At 73.5% G+C, this 23,752-nt stretch carries 19 protein-coding genes; 7 read left to right on the top strand and 12 right to left on the bottom strand.

The genetic code is table 11. The features are described from left to right. Window positions 1-57: 57 nt before the first annotated feature. Window positions 58-2,763, bottom strand: coding sequence for a sugar-binding protein (locus ACGFIA_RS06295; protein ID WP_357382823.1), 2,706 nt, complete (start codon window positions 2,761-2,763; stop codon window positions 58-60). Window positions 2,764-3,292: 529 nt separating this feature from the next. Here ACGFIA_RS06295 and ACGFIA_RS06290 point away from each other — a divergent pair. The 7 genes from ACGFIA_RS06290 (at window position 3,293) to ACGFIA_RS06260 (ending at window position 11,884) form a co-directional block, all read left to right on the top strand. Beyond that, window positions 3,293-4,441, top strand: coding sequence for an ROK family transcriptional regulator (locus ACGFIA_RS06290; protein ID WP_357382825.1), 1,149 nt, complete (start codon window positions 3,293-3,295; stop codon window positions 4,439-4,441). Window positions 4,442-4,645: 204 nt separating this feature from the next. Beyond that, complete coding sequence (locus ACGFIA_RS06285; RefSeq protein ID WP_357382827.1) at window positions 4,646-5,698, top strand: extracellular solute-binding protein; 1,053 nt, start codon at window positions 4,646-4,648, stop codon at window positions 5,696-5,698. A 61-nt stretch (window positions 5,699-5,759) separates the two neighbouring features. Continuing rightward, complete coding sequence (locus tag ACGFIA_RS06280) at window positions 5,760-6,833, top strand: ABC transporter ATP-binding protein (protein ID WP_357382829.1); 1,074 nt, start codon at window positions 5,760-5,762, stop codon at window positions 6,831-6,833. Next, entirely contained in the window at window positions 6,830-8,578 is a 1,749-nt protein-coding gene (locus tag ACGFIA_RS06275) for an iron ABC transporter permease (protein WP_357382831.1), read from the top strand. Before ACGFIA_RS06280 ends, ACGFIA_RS06275 begins: the two co-directional genes overlap by 4 nt. Continuing rightward, on the top strand, window positions 8,566-9,387 hold the full coding sequence (locus tag ACGFIA_RS06270; RefSeq protein ID WP_357382833.1) for a creatininase family protein: 822 nt from the start codon (window positions 8,566-8,568) through the stop codon (window positions 9,385-9,387). The genes ACGFIA_RS06275 and ACGFIA_RS06270 overlap by 13 nt, the downstream gene beginning before the upstream one ends. A 47-nt stretch (window positions 9,388-9,434) precedes the next feature. After that, window positions 9,435-10,889: an argininosuccinate lyase gene (locus tag ACGFIA_RS06265; protein WP_393258927.1), complete on the top strand. Its 1,455-nt coding sequence runs from the start codon at window positions 9,435-9,437 to the stop codon at window positions 10,887-10,889. A gap of 95 nt (window positions 10,890-10,984) precedes the next feature. Then, complete coding sequence (locus tag ACGFIA_RS06260) at window positions 10,985-11,884, top strand: ROK family protein (protein ID WP_357382837.1); 900 nt, start codon at window positions 10,985-10,987, stop codon at window positions 11,882-11,884. 69 nt (window positions 11,885-11,953) lie between these two features. On the opposite strand, the gene ACGFIA_RS06255 is transcribed toward ACGFIA_RS06260, so the two are convergent. Genes ACGFIA_RS06255 through ACGFIA_RS06205 form a run of 11 tightly spaced genes read right to left on the bottom strand, consistent with a single transcriptional unit; the run spans window position 11,954 to window position 23,670 of the window. After that, a complete protein-coding gene (locus ACGFIA_RS06255; protein WP_357382839.1) occupies window positions 11,954-12,703 on the bottom strand; it encodes an enoyl-CoA hydratase in 750 nt (249 codons plus the stop codon). Continuing rightward, window positions 12,700-14,814, bottom strand: coding sequence for an acyl-CoA dehydrogenase family protein (locus ACGFIA_RS06250; protein ID WP_357382841.1), 2,115 nt, complete (start codon window positions 14,812-14,814; stop codon window positions 12,700-12,702). Before ACGFIA_RS06250 ends, ACGFIA_RS06255 begins: the two co-directional genes overlap by 4 nt. Continuing rightward, window positions 14,811-15,539 (bottom strand): co-chaperone HscB, encoded by a 729-nt coding sequence (locus tag ACGFIA_RS06245; RefSeq protein ID WP_357382843.1) that lies wholly within the window; start codon window positions 15,537-15,539, stop codon window positions 14,811-14,813. The genes ACGFIA_RS06250 and ACGFIA_RS06245 overlap by 4 nt, the downstream gene beginning before the upstream one ends. Beyond that, window positions 15,536-16,330 carry a CoA-transferase gene (locus ACGFIA_RS06240; protein ID WP_357382845.1) on the bottom strand — a complete coding sequence of 265 codons (795 nt, stop codon included), beginning with the start codon at window positions 16,328-16,330 and terminating at the stop codon, window positions 15,536-15,538. Before ACGFIA_RS06240 ends, ACGFIA_RS06245 begins: the two co-directional genes overlap by 4 nt. Then, a complete protein-coding gene (locus ACGFIA_RS06235; protein WP_357382847.1) occupies window positions 16,327-17,157 on the bottom strand; it encodes an SDR family oxidoreductase in 831 nt (276 codons plus the stop codon). Before ACGFIA_RS06235 ends, ACGFIA_RS06240 begins: the two co-directional genes overlap by 4 nt. Beyond that, a complete protein-coding gene (locus tag ACGFIA_RS06230; protein ID WP_357382849.1) occupies window positions 17,154-18,557 on the bottom strand; it encodes a 3-hydroxyacyl-CoA dehydrogenase NAD-binding domain-containing protein in 1,404 nt (467 codons plus the stop codon). Before ACGFIA_RS06230 ends, ACGFIA_RS06235 begins: the two co-directional genes overlap by 4 nt. After that, window positions 18,554-19,720 carry a thiolase family protein gene (locus tag ACGFIA_RS06225; RefSeq protein ID WP_357383221.1) on the bottom strand — a complete coding sequence of 389 codons (1,167 nt, stop codon included), beginning with the start codon at window positions 19,718-19,720 and terminating at the stop codon, window positions 18,554-18,556. Before ACGFIA_RS06225 ends, ACGFIA_RS06230 begins: the two co-directional genes overlap by 4 nt. Next, a complete protein-coding gene (locus ACGFIA_RS06220; RefSeq protein ID WP_393258922.1) occupies window positions 19,720-21,054 on the bottom strand; it encodes a phenylacetate--CoA ligase family protein in 1,335 nt (444 codons plus the stop codon). Before ACGFIA_RS06220 ends, ACGFIA_RS06225 begins: the two co-directional genes overlap by 1 nt. Further along, entirely contained in the window at window positions 21,051-21,689 is a 639-nt protein-coding gene (locus ACGFIA_RS06215) for a TetR family transcriptional regulator (RefSeq protein ID WP_393258920.1), read from the bottom strand. Before ACGFIA_RS06215 ends, ACGFIA_RS06220 begins: the two co-directional genes overlap by 4 nt. After that, window positions 21,686-22,519, bottom strand: coding sequence for a cyclase family protein (locus ACGFIA_RS06210; protein ID WP_357382855.1), 834 nt, complete (start codon window positions 22,517-22,519; stop codon window positions 21,686-21,688). The genes ACGFIA_RS06215 and ACGFIA_RS06210 overlap by 4 nt, the downstream gene beginning before the upstream one ends. Further along, window positions 22,516-23,670 (bottom strand): acyl-CoA dehydrogenase family protein, encoded by a 1,155-nt coding sequence (locus tag ACGFIA_RS06205; RefSeq protein ID WP_393258918.1) that lies wholly within the window; start codon window positions 23,668-23,670, stop codon window positions 22,516-22,518. The genes ACGFIA_RS06210 and ACGFIA_RS06205 overlap by 4 nt, the downstream gene beginning before the upstream one ends. Window positions 23,671-23,752 lie beyond the last annotated feature (82 nt).

Here is a 23,752-nt window from a genome sequence, read left to right as displayed (position 1 = left end):
GCCTGCCGGCCCGGCCCATCGCGGCGCACGCGTCAGGTCGACGCGCTCACCGTCCGGTCAGCTCAGCGTCTTCGCCGAAGCGGTGGTGGCGCCGTCGTGCTCGTACGAGACGAGCAGCGAGGTGCCGGCCGGAAGCGACCCGGTCACCGGCAGGACGAGCGTGCCCTCCTTGCGCAGGTCGGCCTTGGCCTGCGCCACGACCCGGGTGCCGTCCCAGACGAAGGCCCGGGCGGTGCCCGCCTTCTTCACCTGGAGCTGGACCGACACCTTGTTCGCGGTGTGGGTGACCTTCTTGATCTTCACGGTGTCGTCCGGCAGCTTGGCGTAGCCGCCGGGCGCCACCCCGTCCGAGACGGACTGCAGGAGGGTCTGCGGCGAGTCGACACTCAGCGCCGCGGTGTCCGGCATGATCGGAGCCTTCGGCGCCGACGGCTTCGCCGCCAGGTCCGGCAGCGTCGCGTTGCCCCAGCGCCACGGGTCGGCCCGTACGCCGCTCCAGGTCGACCAGCCGACCCGGGTCTGCGCGGTCAGGTCCTGCGTGTCCGAGTCGTTGACCAGGATGTTCAGGCCCATCCGGTTCGGGTCGATGGTGTCCGGCAGCACGCTGAACGGGATCTTGACCTCGATCCGGTACCCCGTGTACGGGTTGCTGGTCACGACGGAGGCGATCTCCACACCCGGCGCGGTCTCCGGGCCGCCCTGGTGGTTGTCCCGCTCCCGGGCGAAGCACGGCGGGTTCCCGTTGGCCGGGTCGTTCGTGGCCGGGAAGAGCGCCATGTTGAACACGGTGGAGGTGTTCGCCGAGTTGCCGCGCGGGTCGATGCCGAACTCGATGTTGTCGTTACGCCGCGGACGCTTGCAGTCCTCCGGCGGCAGGACGGTGCCGAGCACGTCGTCGGTGATGGTGAAGAGGGCGTACAGGGCGTCGTCGGTGTGGGTCAGCTGGGCGGTGCCGGAGATGTCCGACGCCGGGGCGGCGGTGCCCTCCCAGCGGGTGGAGATGTCGATGACCTCGCCGGTGTACTCGTGGTCGTGGGCGTGCCCGTCCACAGTCGGCGCGGTGGTGGCCTTCGGGATCGTGGTGACCGGGACCAGGTTGAACGCGCCGGGCTCGCTGGCGCTGCCCCCGGTGTAGCTGGTCTCGATCTGCACCCGGTAGGCGCCGTTGTCCGGCGCCCGGTTGGCCGTCGGCAGCGACGTGTCGGTGTTGGTGACGGTGAACGTCACCGAGGTGCTGGCGCCCGGCTGCAGCCCGCTGTACGGCACCTGCTGCTCGGCCACCGAGAAGCCGGCGGGGACGTTCAGCTTGACCGCGCCGGACTCGACGCGGGTGCCGTGGTTGGTCAGGTTGACCTTGACGCTGCGGGTGCCACCGCTGGGGATGTTCAGCAGGGACTCGATGAGCGCGTCGAGCTGCTGGGTCTTGTTCCGCACGGCCCACGCGCGGAAGTCGGCGATCTCCTCCAGCGGCTCCAGCGTGCCGCGCACCGGCGCGGTGCCCTGAACCCGGGCGCTGCTGGTGCCGCTGCCGTCCTTCTTGCTGGTCAGCGTGGCGTCGAGCTTGAAGCGGGTGCCCACCTCGACCTGCGCGGGCGGCGTGACGGTGAAGGTCTTCACGACCTGCTTACGCGGGGTCAGCGTGCCGACCTCGCCGTTGCCGCTGACCGTCCAGCCGGCCGGCACGTTCAGGGTGACCTTGGCGCCCGGGATGGCCTTCTCGGCGTACAGGACGGTGTCCACCTTGATGGGCTGGCCCGCGACGGCCTCCCAGGTGCGCGGACGCACATGGACCTCGGTGCCCAGCGGCAGGCCGCCCGGGGCGCGCACGGTGGCGCCCTGGAGCGCGCCCGTGCCGGCGCCGACGTTCGGGTCCGGGTACGGGGTGCGGGTGTCGATCAGCGTCAGCCGGTTGCAGCCGATGGCGTCGGGGTTGGTGGTCGGGAAGGAGCTGTTGCCCCAGCCCTGCGACACGTACTCCCGGCGGGCCCAGGTCTGGACCGTGTTCCACCGGTTGCCGTCGTGGCGCGCCGACTCGTAGCCCTGCCAGGTGCCGAAGACGACGTTGCTGGCCTCGGCCGGCGTGAACGTGGTCTCGCAGGCGGGGCCGTTGCTGGCGGTGCCGCTGCCGCCGGTCTGGAAGATGCGGGAGACCCGCCAGGGCGCGAGGCCCTCCTTCTTGATCTGGTCCGGGAACGCCTTCGGGTCGGCCGCCGCGTAGAAGGCCTCCACGGCCAGCATGGCCGCCTTCTGGTGGTTGCCGTGGTTGCCCTGCGTCGCCGACGGGTTCATCGTGAGGATGACCTCGGGCTTGGTGGTCCGCAGGACCCGCACGATCCGGGACAGCGTCTCCTGGTGGCCCCAGACCTCCTCGGTCAGCGGGGCGCTGGCGGTGTACCAGAAGTCGAGCGCGTCCAGGTTGTAGATGTGCTCGACGCCGGCCCAGCCGACGGCCTTGCGCTCCTCGGCCTCCCGCAGGATGCCGAGCTCCGGGCCCTCTTCGAGACCGGTGGCGTTGCCGCCGCCCTCGCCGCGGGTGGTGGTGATGACGCCCGCCTTCATGCCGTGATACTCGTTCCAGTATCCGAGCATGCCGAGCTGGCCGGCCTCGTCGTCCGGGTGGGCGCCGATGAACATGATGTCCAGGTCGACGGGCTTGTCGGACTTCTTCGGTGCTGCGTTCTGGGGGTTGGCCTGGGCCGGAGTGGCCAGGCCCAACGACAGCAGACCGCACATGGCGATCGCCGCGCTGGTGCGCCATCTCATGGGCATACCTCTTCGTCTCGAAGCGGGAGTGCTGCGGCTGGGGGACGGTCACGGACCCGGCGCGGGCCGGCTGACCCGGTGGCTCGCGTCGGGTCCGTGACACGGACAGCTGTCCACTGAGGACCACGCGTCCTCACTGGTCGTGGTGCTCGACAACGGGATGGTGGTTACGCGCACCGTCACGGCGTGAGCGGTGCAGACGGTGGGAACGGGTCGATCCACCGGAAGGCCTTCGGGCCGTAACCTAGGGATCTTGCGGAGGTGTCGTCAATAGCCCTCGCCGACTTTCTTCCTTATTCGAAGAAACGATCCGCCCAGCTCAGCGGTCTGTGTGTCGAAGCGGCAGCAGGCGCGGGAAATACTTTGTCCGGGTTTGCGGGGCCAATGTGGACGCGAGGGCCCAATTTTGCGCGCCATGTCGGGGTGGCCCCGGCCCGCCCGGCTTGCGGCTTCCCAAAAATTTCCTGGTCGGAGCGTCGAGATCATCTCGTTACTTGACGCCACACTTTTTTCTCACTAGGAAGAAAGCGTGTCTGACAAAGCCCCGACCAGCCCGGTCAGCCGTGAGCGGTCCCGTGAGATCAAGCGTCTCTCGGTGATCTTGGCCGCCCGGCAGGCCCGACGGCTGTCCCGGGTGGACCTCGCCGAGATGACCGGCCTCTCGGCGGCCACCGTGACCGCGCTCGTGCGGGAGCTGGTCGCCGAGGGCTACCTCATCGAACGCGGCCCTGGCGCGCCCACCACCGGCCGGCCCCGGGAGATGCTCGAGTTCAACCCCCGCGCCGAGCTCGTCGCGGCGGTGTCGCTGGAGCCGCCCCGGATCAGCTGCGAGATCGCCGACAGCGAGGGCGCGGTCATCGCGCACCGCGTCGCGCGTCTCGGCGCGGACGTGGTGGAGACCGTCTGCGAGTTCGTGCTCGACCTGGTCGGCGACAACCTGCCGTCGCTTCGCGGCGTCGCGATCGCGGTGCCCGGGGTGTCCAGCAACGGCGCGGTACGCCTCGCGCCGTCGGTCGGACTGGTCGAGGCGTGGCCGATCGGCGAGTCGGTGCAGCGGCGGCTCGGCGTACCGGTGGTCGTCGACAACGACGTCAACCTCATGGCCGCCGGCGAGTGCGTCGCCGGCGCCGGCGCGGACGTGGCCAACCTGCTGCTGATCCACGTTGCCGACGGCATCGGCGCCGGGCTCGTGCTCGACGGCAAGGTCCGCCGCGGCGCCAGCGGGGCCGCGGGCGAGGTCGGCTTCCTGCCGCTGGGCGGCGCGACCGAGCGCCGCTACACCGGTGTGGGCGAGTTCGAGGCCCAGTGGTCGGTGAACGCCATAGCGGAGCGGGTGGTCGCGCTCAACCCGGGCCGCCGGCCCGAGTCGCCGGTGCGGGAGCTGAGCCGGCTCGCCGCGACCTCGGCGCCGGCCCGCGACTACCTCGACGAGGTGCTCGGCGCCTGGGCCGGGCTCATCCTCTCCTGTGCCTGCGTGGTCGATCCGGGGCTGGTGCTGCTCAGCGGCGCCGCCGCGGAACTCGACGACGCGGCCCTGGACCAGCTCCAGGCCCTCGTCTCCGCCCGGACGCCGGCCCCCACCGAGGTGCGCCGCGCCACCCTGGGCGACCAGGCCGTGCTGCACGGAGCGATCAGCTACGCGCTCTCGGCCGCGGTGCCCCGACCCTCGCTTCCCTGACCACCACCCGACCCCGGCCCCCGACTACCCCTGACCCCGGCCCCGACACCACACCCACCCCATCGTCACCGCCGTCCTCGCGGCGACCGCGTCCGTACGCCGGACGGCCGGTCGCGGCGCGATGCGGCACACCCCGGTCCCGGGACGGGATCGCACACCGACTTTCCCCGCTTCCGATAGTTCCCCCGCAAAATGGAGGTACCAATGAAACGTCGTTTGGCCCTGGCCGTCGCGTTCAGCGCACTGCTTGCCGTCAGCGCGTGCGGCAGCAGCGACGACGACAAGGACACCGGCTCCTCCGGCTCCGCGTCGGCCGAGAAGGTCGTCATCTACAGCGCCCGCGACAAGTCGGTCACCGACTACGTCGTCGAGCAGTTCACGGCCAAGAACCCCGAGTACAAGGGCAAGGTCGAGGTGCTCAACATGGGCGCCCAGGAGGTGCTCGAGCGGGTCCGCGCCGAGAAGGCCAACCCGCAGGCGTCGGTCTGGTGGGGCGGCACCCAGCAGGGCCTCGCCGCCGGCGCGTCGGAGGGCCTGCTGGAGTCCTGGCAGCCGTCCTTCGCCTCGAAGATCGACGCGCGGTACAAGGACGCCGAGGGCCGCTGGTTCGGCGAGATCCTGCTGCCCGAGGTCATCATGTACAACAACAAGGCGCTGACCCCGGAGACCGCGCCGAAGGACTGGGACGACCTGGTCGACCCGAAGTGGAAAGACAAGATCATCATCCGGGACGTGGCCGCCTCCGGCACCATGCGCTCGATCTACGCCTCGATGATCCAGCGCTTCACGGCCGACGGGTCCAACCCGCAGCCCGGCTACGACTGGCTGCGCAAGCTCGACGCCAACACCGTCGAGTACGCCGCCAACCCCAGCGACCTCTACCTGAAGATGTCGCGTGAGCAGGGCGTGGTCAGCGCCTGGAACCTCCAGGACATCCTGCTGCAGGCCAACGAGAAGATGCCCTTCGGCTACGTGATGCCGGCCTCCGGCGCGCCGGTGCTCGTCGACGGCGTCGCGGCGGTCAAGGGCGGCAACAGCGAGGGCGCGAAGAAGTTCCTCGAGTTCCTGTTCGACGACTCGCTGCGGGCCAGCCTGGCCAAGGACTACTTCCAGATCCCCGCCGTCGACATCGCCGAGAAGCCCGAGTGGCTGACCAAGCTCGACCTCAAGCCGATGGACGTCGACTGGAACGTGATCGGCAAGAACGAGACCGCCTGGATCACCCACTGGAACGCCCAGATCAAGGGTAAGGGCTAAGACGCTCGGAACCGGGCCGTGCCTCGGCACGGCCCGGCTTCGTCCTGGAAGGACCCACGAAATGATCGATGTCCGACTGACGGCGGTCAGTAAGCGCTTCGCCAAGTCGAGCGACTCCGCGGCGGTCGATGACGTCACCGTCACCATCGGAGCCGGCGAGTTCTTCACGCTGCTCGGACCGAGCGGTTGTGGCAAGACGACGACGCTGCGCATGGTGGCCGGCTTCTACTTCCCGACGTCCGGTCACATCCACTTCGGCGACGACGACGTCACCCACTGGACGCCGAACAAGCGGGACACCGGCATGGTGTTCCAGAACTACGCCCTGTTCCCGCACATGACTGTGGCGCAGAACGTCGCGTACGGGCTCAAGGTCCGCCGGGTCTCCCGCGCCGAGCAGGCCCGCCGGGTCACCGAGGCGCTCGCCCAGGTGCACCTCGCCGGGTACGGCGACCGTCGCATCGACGCGCTCTCCGGCGGCCAGCAGCAGCGCGTCGCGCTGGCGCGGGCCCTGGTCATCCGTCCCCGCACCATGCTGCTCGACGAGCCGCTGTCGAACCTCGACGCGAAGCTGCGCGAGGAGACCCGCGCCGAGATCCGGCGCATCCAGCGGGAGAGCGGCACCACCTCGATCTACGTCACGCACGACCAGGCCGAGGCGATGGCGATGTCGGACCGGATCGCCGTGATGGAGTCCGGCCGGGTCCAGCAGGTCGGCACCCCGCACGAGGTCTACTACCAGCCCGCGAACGCGTTCGTGGCCCGGTTCATCGGACGCAGCAACGTGCTGAGCCTGCCGGTGACCGGCGCGACGGAGCAGCGCGTCCGGGTACGCCTGCCCGGCGGCGCCACCATCGAGATCGGCGCGCCCACCGGACACGGTCTCGCCGAGGGCGACACCGCGCTGGTCTCCGCGCGCCCCGAGCACATCGCGCTCGGCGGCGACGACGAGACTGCGGCCATGCGCGGCCGGGTCAGCCACGTCGAGTTCACCGGCATGGCCACCCACGTGACCGTCGACGTCGACGGCGACGACGTGATGGCCGCCCTGGTCGACGCGCCCGCCGGCATCGCGCTCGGCGACGTCGTGGGCCTGCGGCTCACACCGGAGCGGCTCTGGGTGGTCAAGCCGTGACCGCTGCGACCCCGACCGCCCCCGGCTGGGCGGCGGCCCTCGGCCGGCGCCTGGCCGGCGGGGCGAACTCCCGATGGTTCCCCTACCTGCTGGTGCTGCCGCTGGTCCTGGTGCTCTGGGGCTTCGTCGTCCAGCCGATGTTCGCCACCTTCCGGGAGAGCGTCAGCGCCAACGGCAGCGACAACTACCTCCAGTTCCTCTCCTCCTCCGGGGTGGCCCGCGAGTCGCTGTTCACCTCGCTGTTCATCTCGGCCGCGAGCGTGCTGCTCTGCGGCGTCGTCGGCGTGGCGATGGCGTTCCTGCTCAAGCGGTTCCACTTCCGCGGCCGGCGGCTCATCGAGGCGTTCATCCTGGTGCCGGCGGCGCTGCCGCCGCTGATCGGCGCCGTGTCCTTCCAGTTGCTCTACAGCAACATCGGCATCGTGCCGCGCGGCCTCCAGGCGCTGCTCGGCACCGACAAGCCGGTCCTTGCCTTCGACGGCATCGCCGGCGTGCTGGTGGTGCACACGTTCACCATGTACCCGTTCTTCTTCCTGGCCGCCTCGGCGGCGCTGGCCGGCATGGACCCGTCGGTCGAGGAGGCGGCGTACAACCTCGGCGCGGGCCGGGTACGCGTGTGGCGCACCGTCCTGCTGCCGATGCTCACCCCGGCGCTGATCTCGGCGTCGCTGCTGGTCTTCATGACGTCGCTGGCGTCCTACACCGCGCCGCTGCTGTTCAACGTCAGCCAGACCATGACGATGCAGATCTACATCAACCGCACCAACGGCGACCTGCCGATGGCCTCCGCGTACGCCTCCGTGCTCGGCATCGTCTCGATCATCTTCCTGCTGAGCATGCGCTGGTACGAGGGGCGGCGTAACTACCAGTCCCAGTCCAAGGGCGTCTCGGCGGTCCGGCGGGAGATCACCAACCCGATCGGCCGCTGGCTGGCCCCGCTCGCCTCGGTGCTGGCCACGCTGGTCCTGCTCGCCCCGGTCGGCGCGATCGCGCTCGTCGCGTTCTCCGAGGACCGGTCCTGGACCACCGAGGTGCTGCCGCCGACGTACACCTTCGAGAACTTCGTCACCATCTTCACCGACCCCAAGGCGTTCCAGCCGATCCTCAACTCGGTGCAGATGAGCCTCCTCGCGGTCGTGGGCTGCGTGGTCATCGGCGTGCTCGTCGCGTACGCGGTGCGGCGGCTGACGTTCGTCGGGCGCGGCCTGCTCGACGTGGCCGTGATGATCGCCTGGGCGCTGCCCGGCACCGTCGTGGCGATCAACCTGATCTCGGCGTTCAGCACCGGCAACGCCTTCAGCTTCGGGCAGGTGCTGGTCGGCACGTTCTGGATCCTGCCGCTTGCCTACTTCGTGCGGTTCCTGCCGATCGTGTTCCGGTCCAGCTCCGCGACGCTGGCGCTGATCGACCCGTCGCTGGAGGACGCGGCGCGCAACCTGGGCGCCTCCTGGCTGCGCGCGTTCTACACGATCACCGTGCGGCTGATGCTGCCCGGCGTGCTCGCCGGCGCGTTGCTGGCGTTCGTGCACGGTGTCGGCGAGTTCGTCGCCTCGGTGCTCATCTACACCTCGTCGACGGTGCCGATCTCGGTCGCCATCAACAACCGGATGTACAGCTTCGAGCTGGGCACCGCGGCCGCCTACGGCATGCTCCAGGTGCTGCTCATCTTCGTGGTGATGTGGTTCTCCGGGCGGCTGGAGAGCAGCCGCACCGCGACCCGGAGGGCCGAGCAGTGGACGAACTGATCGAGCGGTGGCGGACCGGGGGAGGGCTGCTCCCGGTCACCCGGGTGCCCGGGCACGCGTTCGCCGCCGTGACCGAGGCGGCCGACCTGGCGGTGCTGCCGGTCGGCGCGGTCGAGTGGCACGGTCCGCACCTGCCGATCGGCACCGACCTGATCCTGGCCGAGGGCTTCGCCGGGGAACTGGCCACCGGGTCCGCCCGGGCGGTGCTGTTCCCGGCCACGCCGTACGCCGCCTGCCCGGGCCAGACCCGGCAGTGGCCGGGCACCGTGGCGCTGCGGCCGGAGATCGCCGTCGGCTACCTCGCCGACGTGCTCGCCGGCATCGTCGAGGCGGGCTTCACCCGGGTGCTCGTGGTCAACGGGCACGACGCCAACATGTCGACCGTCCGCGCCGCGATGGAGTGGGTGTCCGGGCGGCACCGGGCCAGCATGATGCTGGTGAACTGGTTCCAGCTCGTCGGCCCGGACGAGACCACCGAGATGTTCGGTGAGCTGCCGGCCCGGGGACACGGCGGCGCGTACGAGAGCTCCGCGGTGCTCGGCTTCGACCCGGACGCGGTGCGCCTGGACGCGGCGCCGGACCTGCCGCCGAAACCGAAACTGCCCACCCCGTACCCGTACGTGCTGGTGGAGTCGCGGCCGGATCCCTGGCAGGGCTGGTCGGGCCACGTCTCGCTGGCCGGCCGGGAGGCCGGCGACCGGATCCGCGTCACCGCCGGCACCCGCCTGCGCCAGCTGGTCGAGGCGTGGCTGGCCGCGCCGCTGCCCGGGCCGCCCGGCGCCGACCGGCCGGACCGGACGACCGGATGACCACGCGCGGCACGCCGCACGACAACGCACCACCTCGGGAGGCCACCATGAGCCCGTCACTGACCGTCTACCAACAGCACCATCTGCGCGTCGTGTTCGACCACCACGTCGCCCACCTCTACCCGGCGATGGTCACGGCCAGCAAGGCCCACGTCGTGATGCTCGCCGAGCAGGGACTGATCTCCGACGAGGCCGCCGCGACGATGCTGCGAGGCCTGGTCGCCCTCACCGGCGACCGGCCGGAGGAACTGGAGTACGACGGCAGCGTCGAGGACGTCTACTACACGCTGGAGAAGCGGCTCGCCGCCGCGGCCGGCATCGAGGTGTCGCAACTGAGCGTGCAGCTCGCGCGCAGCCGCAACGACCTCGACGCCGGCGTGTTCCGGATGGTGCTGCGCGACCAGCTGCTCCAGGTGCTCGACGCGCTGCTGGCCACCGGCCGTACCGTGCTGGACCGCGCGGACCGGCACGCCGACGTGGTGATCACCGGCTACACGCACCGCCGCCCGGCCCAGCCGACCAGCATCGGGCACGTCTTCGCCGGCTACGCCGAGGCGCTCGCCGGTGAGGCCGCCGCGTACGCCGACCTGCTGGACGAGATGAACCGCTCGCCGCTGGGCTCCTGCGCCTTCGCCGGCACCGACCTGGACATCTCGCCCCGCCGACTGGCCGACCTGCTCGGCTTCGACCAGCTCATCGTCAACTCGTACGAGGCGGTGGCCGGCGCCGACCACCTCGTCCGGGTCGCCACGCTCAACGCGCAGGCGCTCGCCACCGGCGCCCGGCTGGCCCGCACGCTGATGGACTGGCTGAGCTGGGGCTGGGTGGTCACGCCCGGCGAGTTCACCCAGGGCAGCAGCATCATGCCGCAGAAGCGCAACCCGGTGGTGCTGGAGCACCTCGTCTCGATGGCGGGCGCCTCGGCGGCCGACGCGGCGAGCGTGCTGAACAACGTCGGCGCGGCCTGGTGGGAGGACTCCAACAACGCCACCACCGACGTGCAGGCCCGGCTCTGGGACGGCGACGACCGGGCGTACCGGTTCTTCTCGCTGCTCGGCGGCCTGATCGAGAAGCTTGACCCGCTGCGCCCGCCGTCCGGTGAGGAGATCGTCGCCTCCGGCGCCACCACCACCGCGGCGGCCGACGCGCTGGCCCGCCACGGCGTGCCGTTCCGGGGCGCCCACTCGCTGCTCGGCCGGCTGGTACGCGGCGGCGCTCCGGCCACCTGGACCGGGGAGCTGGTCCGGTCCACCGCGGCCGACCTCGGCCTGACGCTCGACGACGCCGCGGTACGGGACCTGCTGGCCGCCGCCGTCCGCCCCGAACTCGTGCTGCGCCGGGCCCAGGCCGACGGGCCCGGCGAGACGGCCGTCCGGGACCAGGTCGGACGACTGTCTACAATGCTCGACGCGGTGCAGGAGCGGGCGCAGGCGTTGCGCGACCGGCTGACCCGTGCCGACGCGGCTCTCGCCGAGGCGGTCACGGCGAGGGCAGGCCAGTGACGGGCCGGCCGACGCCGCTGGCCGTGGTCGCGGACGTCGTGTCGCGGCGACCACGTGATCTGGACCGACGGCCCGAAGGGCGATCTGACATCACCATGGAACGACCGGCAAATCCGCGCCTGCTCGGCATCGACTTCGGCGGCACCAAGATGGCCATCGGCGTGGGTGACACCGACGGCCGGCTGCTCGTCTCCGAGCGCCTGCCCACGAACGCCGAGCAGGGCGCGCCGCAGGCCCTCACCCGGGCGCTGGACCGGGCGCGCGACCTCGCCGAGCAGACCGGCGGCACCATCGTCGCGGCCGGCATCGCCTCACCCGGCATCGTGCACGACGACGGCATCGAGCTGGCGCCGAACGTCCCCGGCTGGGAGCGGCTGCGGCTGGCCGACGCGGTCCGCGCCCACCTGAACCTGACGCACGTGCGGGTGGTGAACGACCTGAAGGCCGCCGCGCACGCCGAGCTGCGGCTCGGCGCGCTGCGCGACGCCGACCCGGGACTGGTCGTCGGGCTGGGGACCGGGGTGGCCGCGGCGGTCACCGTCAACGGCGAGGTGCTGCCCGGTCGCCACGGCGCGTCCGGCGAGATCGCCTACGGACTGACCGACCTCAGCTGGCCGCCCCGCCTGGAACCGATGCTGGAGGCGACATTCTCCGGCCGGGCCCTCGACGAGCTGGCGCAGCGGCTCGGGGTGGACGGCCGGGCGGCCGGCCTGTGCGCGGCCGCCGAGCAGCCCGGCCCGGTACGCGAGCAGCTCCGCCTCCGGGTGGACGAACTGGCCCGCCAGCTGGTGACGTGCTGCCTCCTGCTCGACCCGCAGCGGATCGTGCTGGTCGGCAGCGTCGCCGGCAACGACCTGGTGCGGGAGCTGCTGACCGAACGGCTCAACCACACGCTGCCGTACCCGCCGGAGATCGTGCTGTCGGACTTCGCGCAGGACGCCGCGCTGCTCGGCTCGCTCGCCCTGGCCGTCGAGGCGCAGCCCGCTGTGGTCTGACCGCAACCACCGGCAGACGCCGCCGGGCGGGGCGCACAGGAGCGCCCCGCCCGGTTCACGCCGGCCGGCTCACCTGCGGAACGCGGCCACCGCCTCCTGGATCGCCGGCCCGGTCGCCGAGGACGCCTGCGCCCACGACTCGAACTCCAGGGCGGCGGCGAAACCGGACGTCTCCGCGGTGCGCACCGACGTCTTGATGTCCCGGGCCAGCGCCGGGTCCAGCGCCGCCCACCGCTCGGCGCGCTCGTGCGCGGCCGCCAGCGGGTCGTCGGCGAGTGTCGCGGCGAGCCCGACGCGTACCGCCTCTGGTCCGTCCACGCTCCCGCCGTCGAGCAGCAGTTGCAGGGCGCGCTCCGGGCCGAGCGCCCGGGTGAGGAACCAGGTGCAGCCGCCCCCCGGGTGCAGGCCGAGCTTCGTGAACGACGCGATCAGCTTCGCCTTCGGCCCGACGATCCGGGTGTCGCACGCCAGCGCCAGGTTCAGCCCGGCGCCCACCGCCGGTCCCTGCACCGCGGCGATCGTCGGGATCGGCAGCGCCCGTACCCGCAGGAAGCTGTCGTAGACGCGGTGCAGGTCGGCGCGGATCTCCGCGACGCCGCGGCCGGGCTCGCCGAACATCGCGGGCAGGTCGGCGCCCGCGCAGAACGCCGTGCCCGCGCCGGTGACCACGAGCGTACGGGCGTACCGGTCGGCGGCCACCTCGGCGATCGCGTCACCGAGCGCGTCGCGCATCTCCGCGTCGATGGCGTTGCGCCGGTCCGGGTCGTTGAGTGTGAGCGTCCAGCGCCCGTCCGCGTTGTGCAGTTCCACTCTGCTCATGACTCGTCCTCCTGCTCGGTCAGCCAGGACCAGACGCCCGCGCTGCCGCGCGGCACCAGCGCCGCGCCGAGCGTGGCGGCCCAGAACCGCTGAGTGCCGTTCTCGTCCCGCCAGGACCAGAGCCTGCGGGTGGACAGGTGCAGCGGGTGCTCCCGGGTCACGCCCATCGCCCCGTGCAGTTGGTGCGCGCCGCGCGCCACCAGCGTCGCGGCCCGGCCGCTGAGCACCCGCGCGGCGGCGACCCGCAGCGGGTCCGGGCCGGCCAGCGCGGCGTCCACCGCGGTGCCGGCCAGCAGCGTGTGCGACGTCATCCGGGCCAGTGTCTGCCCGACCGCCTGGAACGCCAGCAACGGCCGGCCGAACTGCTCCCGCGTCGTCACGTGCTGCCGGGTGTGCTCCACGGCTGTCTCCAGCGCGCCGGTGAGCGCGGCGGCGGTCAGCAGCGCCGCCTCGGCGCGTACCGTCGCGGCGGGGGCGGCGCCGGTGAGCCGCATGCCGTCGGTGACCGGCACGTCGAACGCGACGTCGTCGCGCGGCTCGGCGGCCAGGTTGCGGCCGGGTGCGACCCGGACGCCGGGATGGTCGGCGGGCACCACGAAGGCCTCGTCGCCCGCGTACACCAGCAGGGTCCGCGCGGCGGCGGCCCACGGCACGCGGGCGGCCGTGCCGCGCAGCCGCCCGCCGGCCACCGTGAGCCCGCCTCCGGTGACCACAGTGGCGACGCCGTCGGGCAGGTCGCGGCCGGCGGCGGCGAGCTGCCGGGCGGCCAGCACGGTCTCGGCCAGCGGTAGGGAGACGCCGTGGCGGCCCAGCCCGCGTACGAGCGCGGCCAGGTCGGTGAGCGTGCCGCCGGAGCCGCCCGCGCCCTCGGGCACCGACACGCCGGTCCAGCCCAGCTCGTGCACCGTGGACCAGAGCGCGGGCAGGCCGTCCGGGTCGCCGCCGTGCCCGCCGAGCACGTCGTCGGTCAGTTCCCGCAGCTCGTCGCCGCCGCGCCGGGGCGACCGGGCGGCGTCCTTGGCGATGATTGTGCGCAGCACCTCGGTGGTACCGCCGCGGATCGAGAAGCCCGGCGCGGCCAGCAGCCCCTGGGCGAGCAGCCCGGCCGGTCCGTCGCCGTCGGGGTCGGGCTCGACGTCGAGCACGGTACGGGCGATCTCGTTGACGTCCGCCTCGAACTCGGTGCCCAGGTCCTTCAGCACCGCCGCCGCGTGCACCGGGGCCCGCCCGCCGTCCAGCTCACCGGCGATGCGCCAGGCCAGGCCGCGCAGCCCGGCCAGCCGGGCCAGCGCCTCGCCGAGCACCGCGTCCGCGTCCCGCCGGTCCGCGCACGCGTCGATCGTGGCGGCCAGCAGCGGATACGTGCTGAGCACCCGCTCCATCCCGCCGCGCTCGAAGGACAGCTGCTCGGTGACCTGCGTCCAGCCGTTGCCGGCGGTGCCCAGCACGTGGTCGCCGGGCACGCGCACGTCGTCGAAGACGACCTCGTTGAAGTGGTGCTCGCCGCGCAGGTCGACGATCGGCCGGACGGTGACACCGGGCGCGGACATGTCCACGATCAGCTCGGTCAGCCCCTCGTGCCGGTCGCCGCCGGTGCCGGTACGGCACAGCACGTAGGCGTGCGTGGACCGGTGGGCGTGACTGGTCCAGATCTTGCCGCCGGTGAGCCGCCAGCCGTCGCCGTCCGGGCGGGCGGTGGTACGCACCGAGGCGAGGTCGCTGCCGGACTCGGTCTCGCTCATGCCGAGGCAGAACGTCACCGCACCGGCGGCGATCGCCGGCAGGTACCGCTCGCGCAGCGCGGGGGAGCCGTACCGCAGGACGGCCGGGCCGATCTGCCGGTCCGCGATCCAGTGCGCCGCCACCGGCGCCCCGGCGCGCAGCAGCTCCTCGGTGACCACCAGCCGGGCCCGGTTCGAGCGGGCCTGCCCGCCGTACTCGCGCGGCCAGGTCAGGCCGATCCAGCCCCGGCCGGCCAGCGCGCGGCTGAACTCCGTGTCGTACGAGCGCAGCCACGCGTCGCACACCGGCCGGAACCGGTCGTCGTCGCGCCACTCGCCGACCAGCTCCCGTACCTGCCGGCGCAGCTTGCCGAGATCGTCGTCAGTCATCCCCTGTCCGTTCCCTTCGCCACTGAGTAACCGCGCGCGGCGGCCCGCCGCAGTACGCCGACCGCCGCGGCGCGTTCGGCGTCGCCGACCGGCGGCGCGGGCGCCGCGTCGCCGACGGGTACGCCGAGCGCGGCCAGGTGGCCGCGCAGCACCTCGCCGTCGGCGGTGACCTCCTCCAGCCGTGGGTCGGCGCCGAGCCGCACCACGCCCCACCGGGTGTGCAGCCGCACCAGCGCGTCCGGTGCGGGCGCGGCGGTCACGTGCTCGACCGCGCGCACGATCCGGCGCGGATCCCTCGCCCCGTGCAGGAGCACCAGTTCCCGCGCCGCCGCCGCGATGTCGGCGGCGCCCCCGCCGCCGGGCAGCCGCACCGTGGGCCGCTCCCGGGGGCCCAGGTACGACGAGTTGATCCGGCCGCGCAGGTCGACGTTGCCGGCGTCGAGCACCACCCGGTCGAACCGGTGACCCATCGCCAGCAGCACGTCGGCGGTGCCGCCCAGCCAGCCGAACCCGTCGGCGTACGCCGGGTAGTCGGTGGTGCTCGTCGGCACGTCGGCGCCGGGCCGGTGCGCGCTGGCGCCGGCCTCGAAGACCTGACTGAACGGCTCGCCGGGCAGCGCGTACGCGCACTGGCCGGCGAGCACCGGCCAGTGGAAGCCGGTGAACACCCAGCCGCCGCGCCGGAACTCCCGAGCCGCCCGGACCAGGAAGTCGGCGGTGGTCACCGCACCTCCTCGGCGAGCCACCGCCGGAACCCGTCGGGCGTGGCCGAACAGCTGGCGTACCGCTCGTACGCCCGCACGTCGCGCGGGTACCGGCCGACCGCGCCGTCCGGGCGCACCGCGCCGGGGTGCTCGACCACCGCGTCGACGAGCAGCCCGGGGATGCTGATCCCGGCGGCGCGGACCGTCTCCGCGTCGGTGACCTGCTCGGCGACGAGCACGGTACGGCGGGACGCCTGGGCGGCCACCAGCACCTCACCCAGCGGGCCCCGGATCACGCCGTTGCCGCCGGTGTCGGCTAGGTCCACGTGGACGAACGCCACGTCGGGCCGCTCGGCCCGCACCACCCGGGCCGCCCCGAACGCCGAGTCGACCCGGGACAGCCGGCCCCGGCTCCAGTCCTCGTCCACGTAGCCGGTGCCGGGCAGGTCCGGCACCGGCATGAACGGCACCCGCCAGGCGCCGGCGGTGAGCGCGGCGGTGAGCAGCCCGAGACTCAGCTCGTGCAGCGTGACCCGGGTGTCGCCGTCCTGCGCGGCCCGCCGGAAGTTCCAGGCCGGCGCCGGGCCGACCGGGCTCCAGCAGTGGCCGTACGTGGCCGACCGCAGCACGCCGGCTCCGAGCAACTGGTCCATCAGCAGCCCGCCGGAGGCGATCACCACGTCCACGTCGCGGATCCGCTGCCGGATCATCTCGTGGCCCACGGCGAACAGTTGCGCGCCGAAGTTGCCCAGGTAGACCCGCCGGCCCGGTCGTACGTGCTCGGCCACGACGGCGGCGAGGGCGCGGCTCACCGGTACGCCTCGGCCAGCATGTGCAGCCCCGGGCCCAGGTGCGCGCCGCCGTCGAGCTGGATGAGCTGGCCGGTCATCATGGCGGCGGCCGGGCCGGCCAGGAACGCCACCAGCTCGGCGACCTCCTCGGCGCGGGTCGGGCGGCGCAGCGGCGTGGCCCGGTCCACCAGGTTGTCCCGGACGTGCCGGTCGGCCTCGGCGTCGAGCGCGGCGGTGAGCACCGTGCCCGGCCCGAGGCAGTTGAGGCGGATGCCGTCGGCGGCCCACTCCAGGGCCAGCGTCCGGGTCAGCCCGAGCACCCCGGCGCGGGCCGCGACGGCGTGCGCCATGCCCTGCCCGCCGCGTTCCACACCGGACAGCGACATGTTCACCACCGCGCCCCGGGCACGCCGCAGGTACGGGTACGCGGCGGTGGTGAGGTGGAAGACGCTTGTCAGGTTCAGGTCGACCACTGCCGCCCAGCCGCCCGCCGAGATCCGCGTGGCGGGGGCGAAGAACTGCCCGCCGGCGTTGTTCACCAGCAGGTCGATGCCGTGCGCCTCGCCTGCCCCGGCGACGGTGGCGGCGGCGCGGTCGTGGTCGCGGACGTCGCAGACCGCGTACGTGTAACGCCCGCCGCCGGTGGCCGCCTCGCCGGTGATCGCCTCGCCGGTGGCGGCGAGCGTGTCCGCGTGCCGGCCCAGCCCGGTGACGTGTGCGCCCAGCTCCACCAGGCGTACCGCCACCGCCCGGCCGATGCCGCTGCCGGCGCCGGTCACCACGGCGTGCCGACCGGCGAGGAGGCCGGCGCGCAGCACACCCACGCCGGTGTCGTCGTCCCGCGTCACCGGGCGGCCCTCGCCTCGCCGATCGCCTGCCGCCGCAGCAGTTGCGCCGGCCGGTAGCGGGGATCGCCGAACGCGTCGGCCATCGACCGCAGCGCCTCGTACACGGTCCCCGCCCCTGTCGATCGCAGCGTCTCGAACGGGCCGCGCGGATGGTTCATCGCCAGTCGCAGCGCCACGTCCACGTCGTCGGCGGTGGCGGTGCCCTCCTCGACCACGGTGGCCGCCTCGTTCACCAGGCAGTGGGCGAGCCGATCGCCGACCAGGCCGGGCAGCGCCGGCACCCGCACCGACGGCGCGCCGAGGTGATCCAGCAGCCGGTCGACGAAGCCGGGGACGGCGACGCCCGCGACCGGGTCCTCGACCACCTCGGCGAACACGGCGTCGTCGGCGCGCCGGTGCAGCCGGATCCAGCCGACCTCGGCGGGCAGCACGTCGGCCCAGCCGGCGTCGGAGCTGTCCAGCACCACGTTCTGCCGCCCCGCCAGCCGGGCCAGCTCCGCCACCCGCTGCGGGGTCGGCGCGCCGAGGCTCACCACGCGGGCCGCCGGACCGTTCGGCGGCCCGGGCCGCCGGACCACCCGGGCGTTGGCGTCGCGCGGCGACTCGGCGGCGTAGTCGTAGAAGCCGCGGCCGGCGGCCTTGCCGGTCAGGCCGGCCCGGACCAGGGCGCGCACCTGGGGGATGGGCCGGTAGCGGGGGTCGCCGAACTCGCGCAGCGCGGTCTCCGAGGAGGCCAGGTGCGTGTGCAGCCCGGTGAAGTCGAGCAGTTGCAGCGGTCCCATCGGGTGCCCGAGCGCGCCCCGGGCGACCGCGTCCACCACCGCCGCCTCGACGCCCTGCGCGAGCAGGAGCTGCGCCTCGTAGTACAGCGGCCGGCAGACCCGGTTGACGATGAAGTTCGGCGAGTCCCGGCACACCACAGCGGTCTTGCCGAGCGACTCCACGAGCGCCAGCGCCCGCCGTACGGCCGCCTCGCCGGTGGCCGCGCCGGAGATCACCTCCACCAGGCGCATCCGGGTGGGCGGGTTGAAGAAGTGCAGCCCGAGCAGGCGTTCCGGGGCGCCGAACGCGCGGCCCATCTCGTTGACGCTCAGCGACGACGTGTTGGAGGCGACGAGCAGGTCCGGCCCGCCGGCGGCGGCGACCCGGGCGAGCAGGGCGCGCTTGGCGTCCATGTCCTCCACGATCGCCTCGATCAGCACGTCGGCGCCGGCCAGCGCGGTCTCCACGTCGGCGGCGGCGTCGAGATCGCCGGTCGCGCCGTCGGCACGGATCCGCTCCAGGCCGGCGCGGCCCAGCTCGGCGGTGGCGTCCACGACCCGGACGGTGTGCCCCGCCCCGGCGAGGACCTGCGCGATGCCCCGGCCCATCGGGCCCAGGCCGACCACGACGGCGATCACCGGGTCACCCGCTCGATCACCGCGGCGATGCCCTGCCCGCCGCCGACGCAGAGGCTCGCCACGCCGTACCGGCCGTCGCGGCGGGCCAGCTCGTGCAGCAGCGAGACGACCAGCCGGGCGCCGCTCTGGCCGGTCGGGTGGCCGAGGGCGATGCCGCCGCCGTTGACGTTCACCCGCTCCTCGTCCAGGCCCAGCGCGCGCACGTTCTGCACGATCTGCGCGCCGAACGCCTCGTTGATCTCGAACAGGTCCACGTCGCGTACGGTCAGCCCGGCCCGGCGCAGGGCGAGCGGGATCGCCTCCGCCGGTCCGACGCCCATCATCGTCGGGTCGACGCCGACTGCCGCGAACCCGACGATCCGGCCCAGCGGGGTGAGCCCGTGCCGCCGTACCGCCTCGCCGCCGGCCACCACCACCGCGGCGGCGCCGTCGGCCATCTGGCTGGCGTTGCCGGCCGTGACGGTGCCGCCGTCGGTGAAGGACGGACGCAGCCGGGCGAGCCGGTCCGGTGTGGTGTCGGGGCGTACCGTCTCGTCGCGGTCCAGCTCGTCCAGCGGCAGCACCTCCCGGGCCATCGCGCCGGACTCCCAGGCGCGGGCCAGCCGCTGGTGGCTGCGCGCCGACCAGGCGTCCTGGTCGGCGCGGGACACGCCGAACTCGCGGGCCACCTTCTCCGCCGTCTCGCCCATGCTCATGCCGCAGATCGGGTCGGTGCCGCCGTCGCGCCAGCCGTCCTGGAGCAGGACGTCGCCGCGCCGCACCCCGTCCCAGCGCAGCGTGTACGGCGCCAGGTACGGCATCGTGCTCATGCTCTCGGCCGCCACCGCCAGCGCCACGTCGGCCTCGCCGGACAGCACCGACCGGTGCGCGAGCTGCACCGCCTTGAGGCCGGAGGCGCAGGCCATGTTGATCGTCTGCGCCGGGACCGGCACCGGCACACCGGCCGCGAGCGAGATCTGCCGTCCCGGGTTCGGCCCGTTGCCCGCCTGGCGGCAGTTGGCCACCACCGTCTCGTCCACCGCCTCGGCGGGCACGCCGGCCCGCGCCAGCGCCTCGGCGCCGGCCAGCCCGCCCAGGCGCACCACCCGCACGTCGCGCAGCGCGCCACCGTACCGGCCGTGCGGGGTCCGCACGGCGCCGACCAGGAACGCTTGCCTGTCCATCACGGAGCCTCTCGGTCGGCGCGTACGACGCGCTTGCTCTTGTGGGTGCTGCGCGGCAGCGTGCCCTCGGCGACGGTCTCCACCACCGCGCGCACCGTCAGCTCGGCGCGCACGGCGTGCGCCAGCTCGCGCGCGACCCGCCGGCCGTCGCCGGCCACCTCGACGCGCAGCTTGATGCCGGTGAGGTAGCCCGTCGCCGGGTCGGTGACGTCCTCGTCGAGGACGATCAGGTATTCGCCGCAGGTGCCGGGCGTGGCCCGGACGACCTGCTCGACTGCGGACGGGAACAGGTTCACCCCGCGTACCACGAGCATGTCGTCGGCCCGGCCGACGACGCCGCCCGGCAGCCGGGCGAGCGTGCGCCCGCACGGGCAGGCGGCGCTGTCGCGGACCACCACGTCGCCGGTCGCCCACCGCACCAGCGGCGTGGCCCGCTTGTCCAGGTGGGTGAGCACCAGCAGGCCGGGCGTGCCGTCGGGCACCGGCTCGTGGGTGTACGGGTCGAGCACCTCGGCGTACGCGAAGTCCTCGGCCAGGTGGCCGCCGGCCTGTTCCTCGCACTCCCAGGCGATCGGCTGGAACTCCAGGCTGCCGTACCCGTCGAAGCACTTCGCGCCCCAGCGCTGCTCGATGTGCGCGCGGGTGGCCGGCACCCCGGCGCCCGGTTCGCCGCCGACCTGGATGCGCCGCACCGGCGAGTCGCGCAGCGGGGTGCCGGCGCGTTCCGCGGTCTCGGCCAGGTGCAGCATGAACGACGGTGTGCCGCCGACGGCTGTGGTGCCGTACCGGAAGATCGTGTCGATCTGGCGCTGGGTGTCGCCGGAGCCGGCGGGCAGCAGCGTCACGCCGATGCGCTGGTAGCCGGCTGTCGCGCCGAGCCCGCCGACGAACCAGGCGTAGCTGAACAGGCACTGGTACACGTCGGTGTCCCGCACGCCCTGGCTGTACGCGGCCCGCGCGTACAGGTCGGCCCAGCGGTCCAGGTCGTGCGCGGTCCACAGCACCGGGGTGGGGTTCGACGTGGTGCCGGAGGAGAAGTGCACCCGGCGGCGGTCGGCCACCGGCGCGGCGACGGCGCTGCCCCACGGCGGGTGGGCGGCCAGGTCGGCCACGTAGTCGGCCTTGCCGACCAGCGGCAGGCGGCGCAGGTCGGCCAGTTCGCGCACGTCGTCCGGGTGGAAGCCGAGCGCGTCCCACCGGGTGCGGTAGAAGTCGCTGGCGGCGTACACGTAGGACAGTTGCGACTTCAGGCGGGTGAGCTGGTACGCGGCCAGCCGCTCGCGCGGCCACGTCTCGGCCTCGTGCCAGTGGCGCTCGGAGAACGGCCCGGTCATCGCGGGCTCCGGCGCAGCCCGCCGACGATGAAGTCGGCGTACTCGTCGGCGAGCCGCTGGCGGGTGTTGTAGTCACCGCGCTGCGGGTCGTACCAGAGGCTGATCCAGTTCAGCGCGCCGAGCAGCGGCTTGGTGGCCAGCCGGCTGTCCACCTCGCGGAACACCCCGGCCTTGCGGCCCTCGTCGATGACGTCGGCGAAGAGCTGCTCGTACCGGTCGCGCATGGCGATCACGGTCTCCAACGCCTGCTGCTGGGCCGGGGCCTCGCCGAGCCGGCGCATCTCGACCGCGCGCATCGCCACCCGCTGGAACGAGTTGCGGGTCATCATCAGGCCGGCGTGGTGGTGCGCCATCCGCCAGAGCCGGTTGGCCGGATCGAGGCCGGCGTTGCCGGCGATCGGCTCGATCCCGTCGATCAGCTCCTGCATGCCGGTGGTGACGATGTCCAGGAAGACGTCCGCCTTCGCCCGGTAGTAGTGGTAGACGCGGCCCTTCGTGGCGCCCATCTCGCGGGCGATGTCGTCGATGGTGGTGGCCGCGTACCCGTTGCGGGTGAACGCGGTGGCGGCGGCCTCCAGGATGTCCCGCCGGCCGGGGGCGGGCGGACGCGCGGTGGTCTCGTCGTCGGCGGTCATGCTGTGGTCTCCGGTGCGGTGGTGTCGGGTACGACGGCGAGCGGGCGGATCGGCGACCCGGTGCCGCCCCGGATGGACAGCGGGGCGGCGATGAAGAAGAAGTCCCAGACCCGCTCGGCGGCCAGCGGCGCGAGGTTCATCGCCTCCATGATCGGCACGCCGTTGTCGACGAGCAGGTGGCAGTGCACGGCCAGCGCGGGGCTGGGCATGTGCTCGAACGCGATGGTGTCCGCGCCGGCGGCCACCACGCCGTGGTCGGTGAGCCAGCGCGCGCCGCTGACGTCCACGCCGGGTGCGCCGGTGGCGACACCGAGGTACGCGGCGTTGTCCGTCCACTTCTCGTCCCAGCCGGTGCGCACCAGCACCACGGCGCCGGGGCGGGGGCGGGGCCGGTCGGCGAACCAGCGCTCGAACAGCTCCGCGCCGACGCCGTCGGCCGGTGTCAACGGCCGGCCGAGCGCCACTGTCGCGTCCACCAGGTGACCGGGCGCCAGCATCGGCGGCAGCTCGTGCACCGACACGTCCGGCACCCCGCCGGCGTACGACTGGCTCGCGGTGACGTCCACGCCGCCGTACACCTTGCCGAGCCGGGAGACGTGGGCGAGCCCGTCGACGTGGGTGCCCACGTGGCCGCCCGTGGTGATCATCTCGGCGGCGGCGGAGACGCCGTCCGGGTACATGATCTCGCCGTGCCGCTTGGTGAGTGTGAAGCTGTACGGCGGGTGGTTCGGGTGGTGCGGGATGCCCGTGTACATCTGCTGCGCCAGGTCGAACACCCGCGCGGCGCCGGACGCGGGCCAGTCGACGCTCAGCCGCCAGGACGCGCTCATGCCGCCACCGACGCCTTGATCGCCCGGCCCAGCACCAGCCGCTGGATCTCCGAGGTGCCCTCGTAGATCTCCAGGATCCGCTGGTCCCGGTAGAGCCGTTCGGCCGGGCAGGGCTTGCAGAAGCCGTCGCCGCCGAACACCTGCACGGCGGTGTCCACCGCCCGGTGCGCGACCTCGCTGGCGTACAGCTTGGCCATCGCGCCGAGGATGCCGACGTCGCCGCCCTCCTGGTGCGTCCGGGCGGCCTCGAACGTGATCATCCGGGCCGCGGTGATGCCGGTGGCCACGTCCGCCAGCGGGAACGAGATGCCCTGGTTGTCGATGATCGGCCGGCCGAACGTCTCCCGCCGGGCCGCCTCCCGCGACGCGACGTCGAAGCCGGCCAGGGCGACGCCGAGCGACTGGGCCGCGACGCTGATCCGCCCGGCGGACAGCGTCTGCATGGCCAGCCGCATGCCCCGGTTGAGGTCGCCGAGCACGTCGCCGTCGGGCACCCAGATGTCCAGCTTGAGGTTGCTGGTGAGCGTCCCGCGGATGCCCATCTTGTCCTCGTACCTGTCGATGACCACGCCGTCGGCGTCCTTGTCCACCAGGAACGCGGTGATGCCGCGGGTGCCGGCCTGCGGGTCGGTCAGCGCGAAGACCACGTAGTACCGCGACGCGCCGCCGTTGCCGATGTAGATCTTCTCGCCGCGTAGCCGCCAGCCCGCGCCCTCGCGCTCGGCTGTGGTGCGGATCCGGGCGGCGTCGCTGCCGGCGCCCTCCTCGGTCAGCGCGAAGCTGATCGCCTCGCCCCGGGCCAGGCCGCCCAGGTAGCGCTCGCGCTGCTGGGGCGTGCCGGCCAGCATCAGCGGGGTGGCGCCGAGCGCGTACGCGGTGAGGATCGCGCCGGTCGACGGGCAGGCGCGGGAGACCTCCTCGATGACCGCGCAGGCGGTCACGAACGACGCGCCCCGCCCGCCGTGCTCGCGTTCCACGAGCAGCCCGGCCAGCCCCTGCTCGACGAGCACCCGCACGCTCTCCCACGGGTAGCGCTGCTCCCGGTCGAGTTCCTCGGCCAGCGGCGCGAAGTGGCGTGCCGCCACGTCCCGGGCGAGGTCGCGCCAGTGGCGCCCCTCGTCGTCGAGGCGTGGCTCCCAGATCACGGACACGTGGTGCCTCCCGGTTCTCCGGCGCGGGCCGGTCGTTGCGCGCAGCGCCATACCGTTGCGTATGTCTAGATGTCTAGGTGGT

The sequence above is a fragment of the Micromonospora sp. NPDC049203 genome (assembly GCF_043197215.1).
Classification (GTDB): domain Bacteria; phylum Actinomycetota; class Actinomycetes; order Mycobacteriales; family Micromonosporaceae; genus Micromonospora.
Note: the sequence above shows the minus strand (reverse complement) of the source record. Positions and strands in the feature narration are given on the sequence as shown.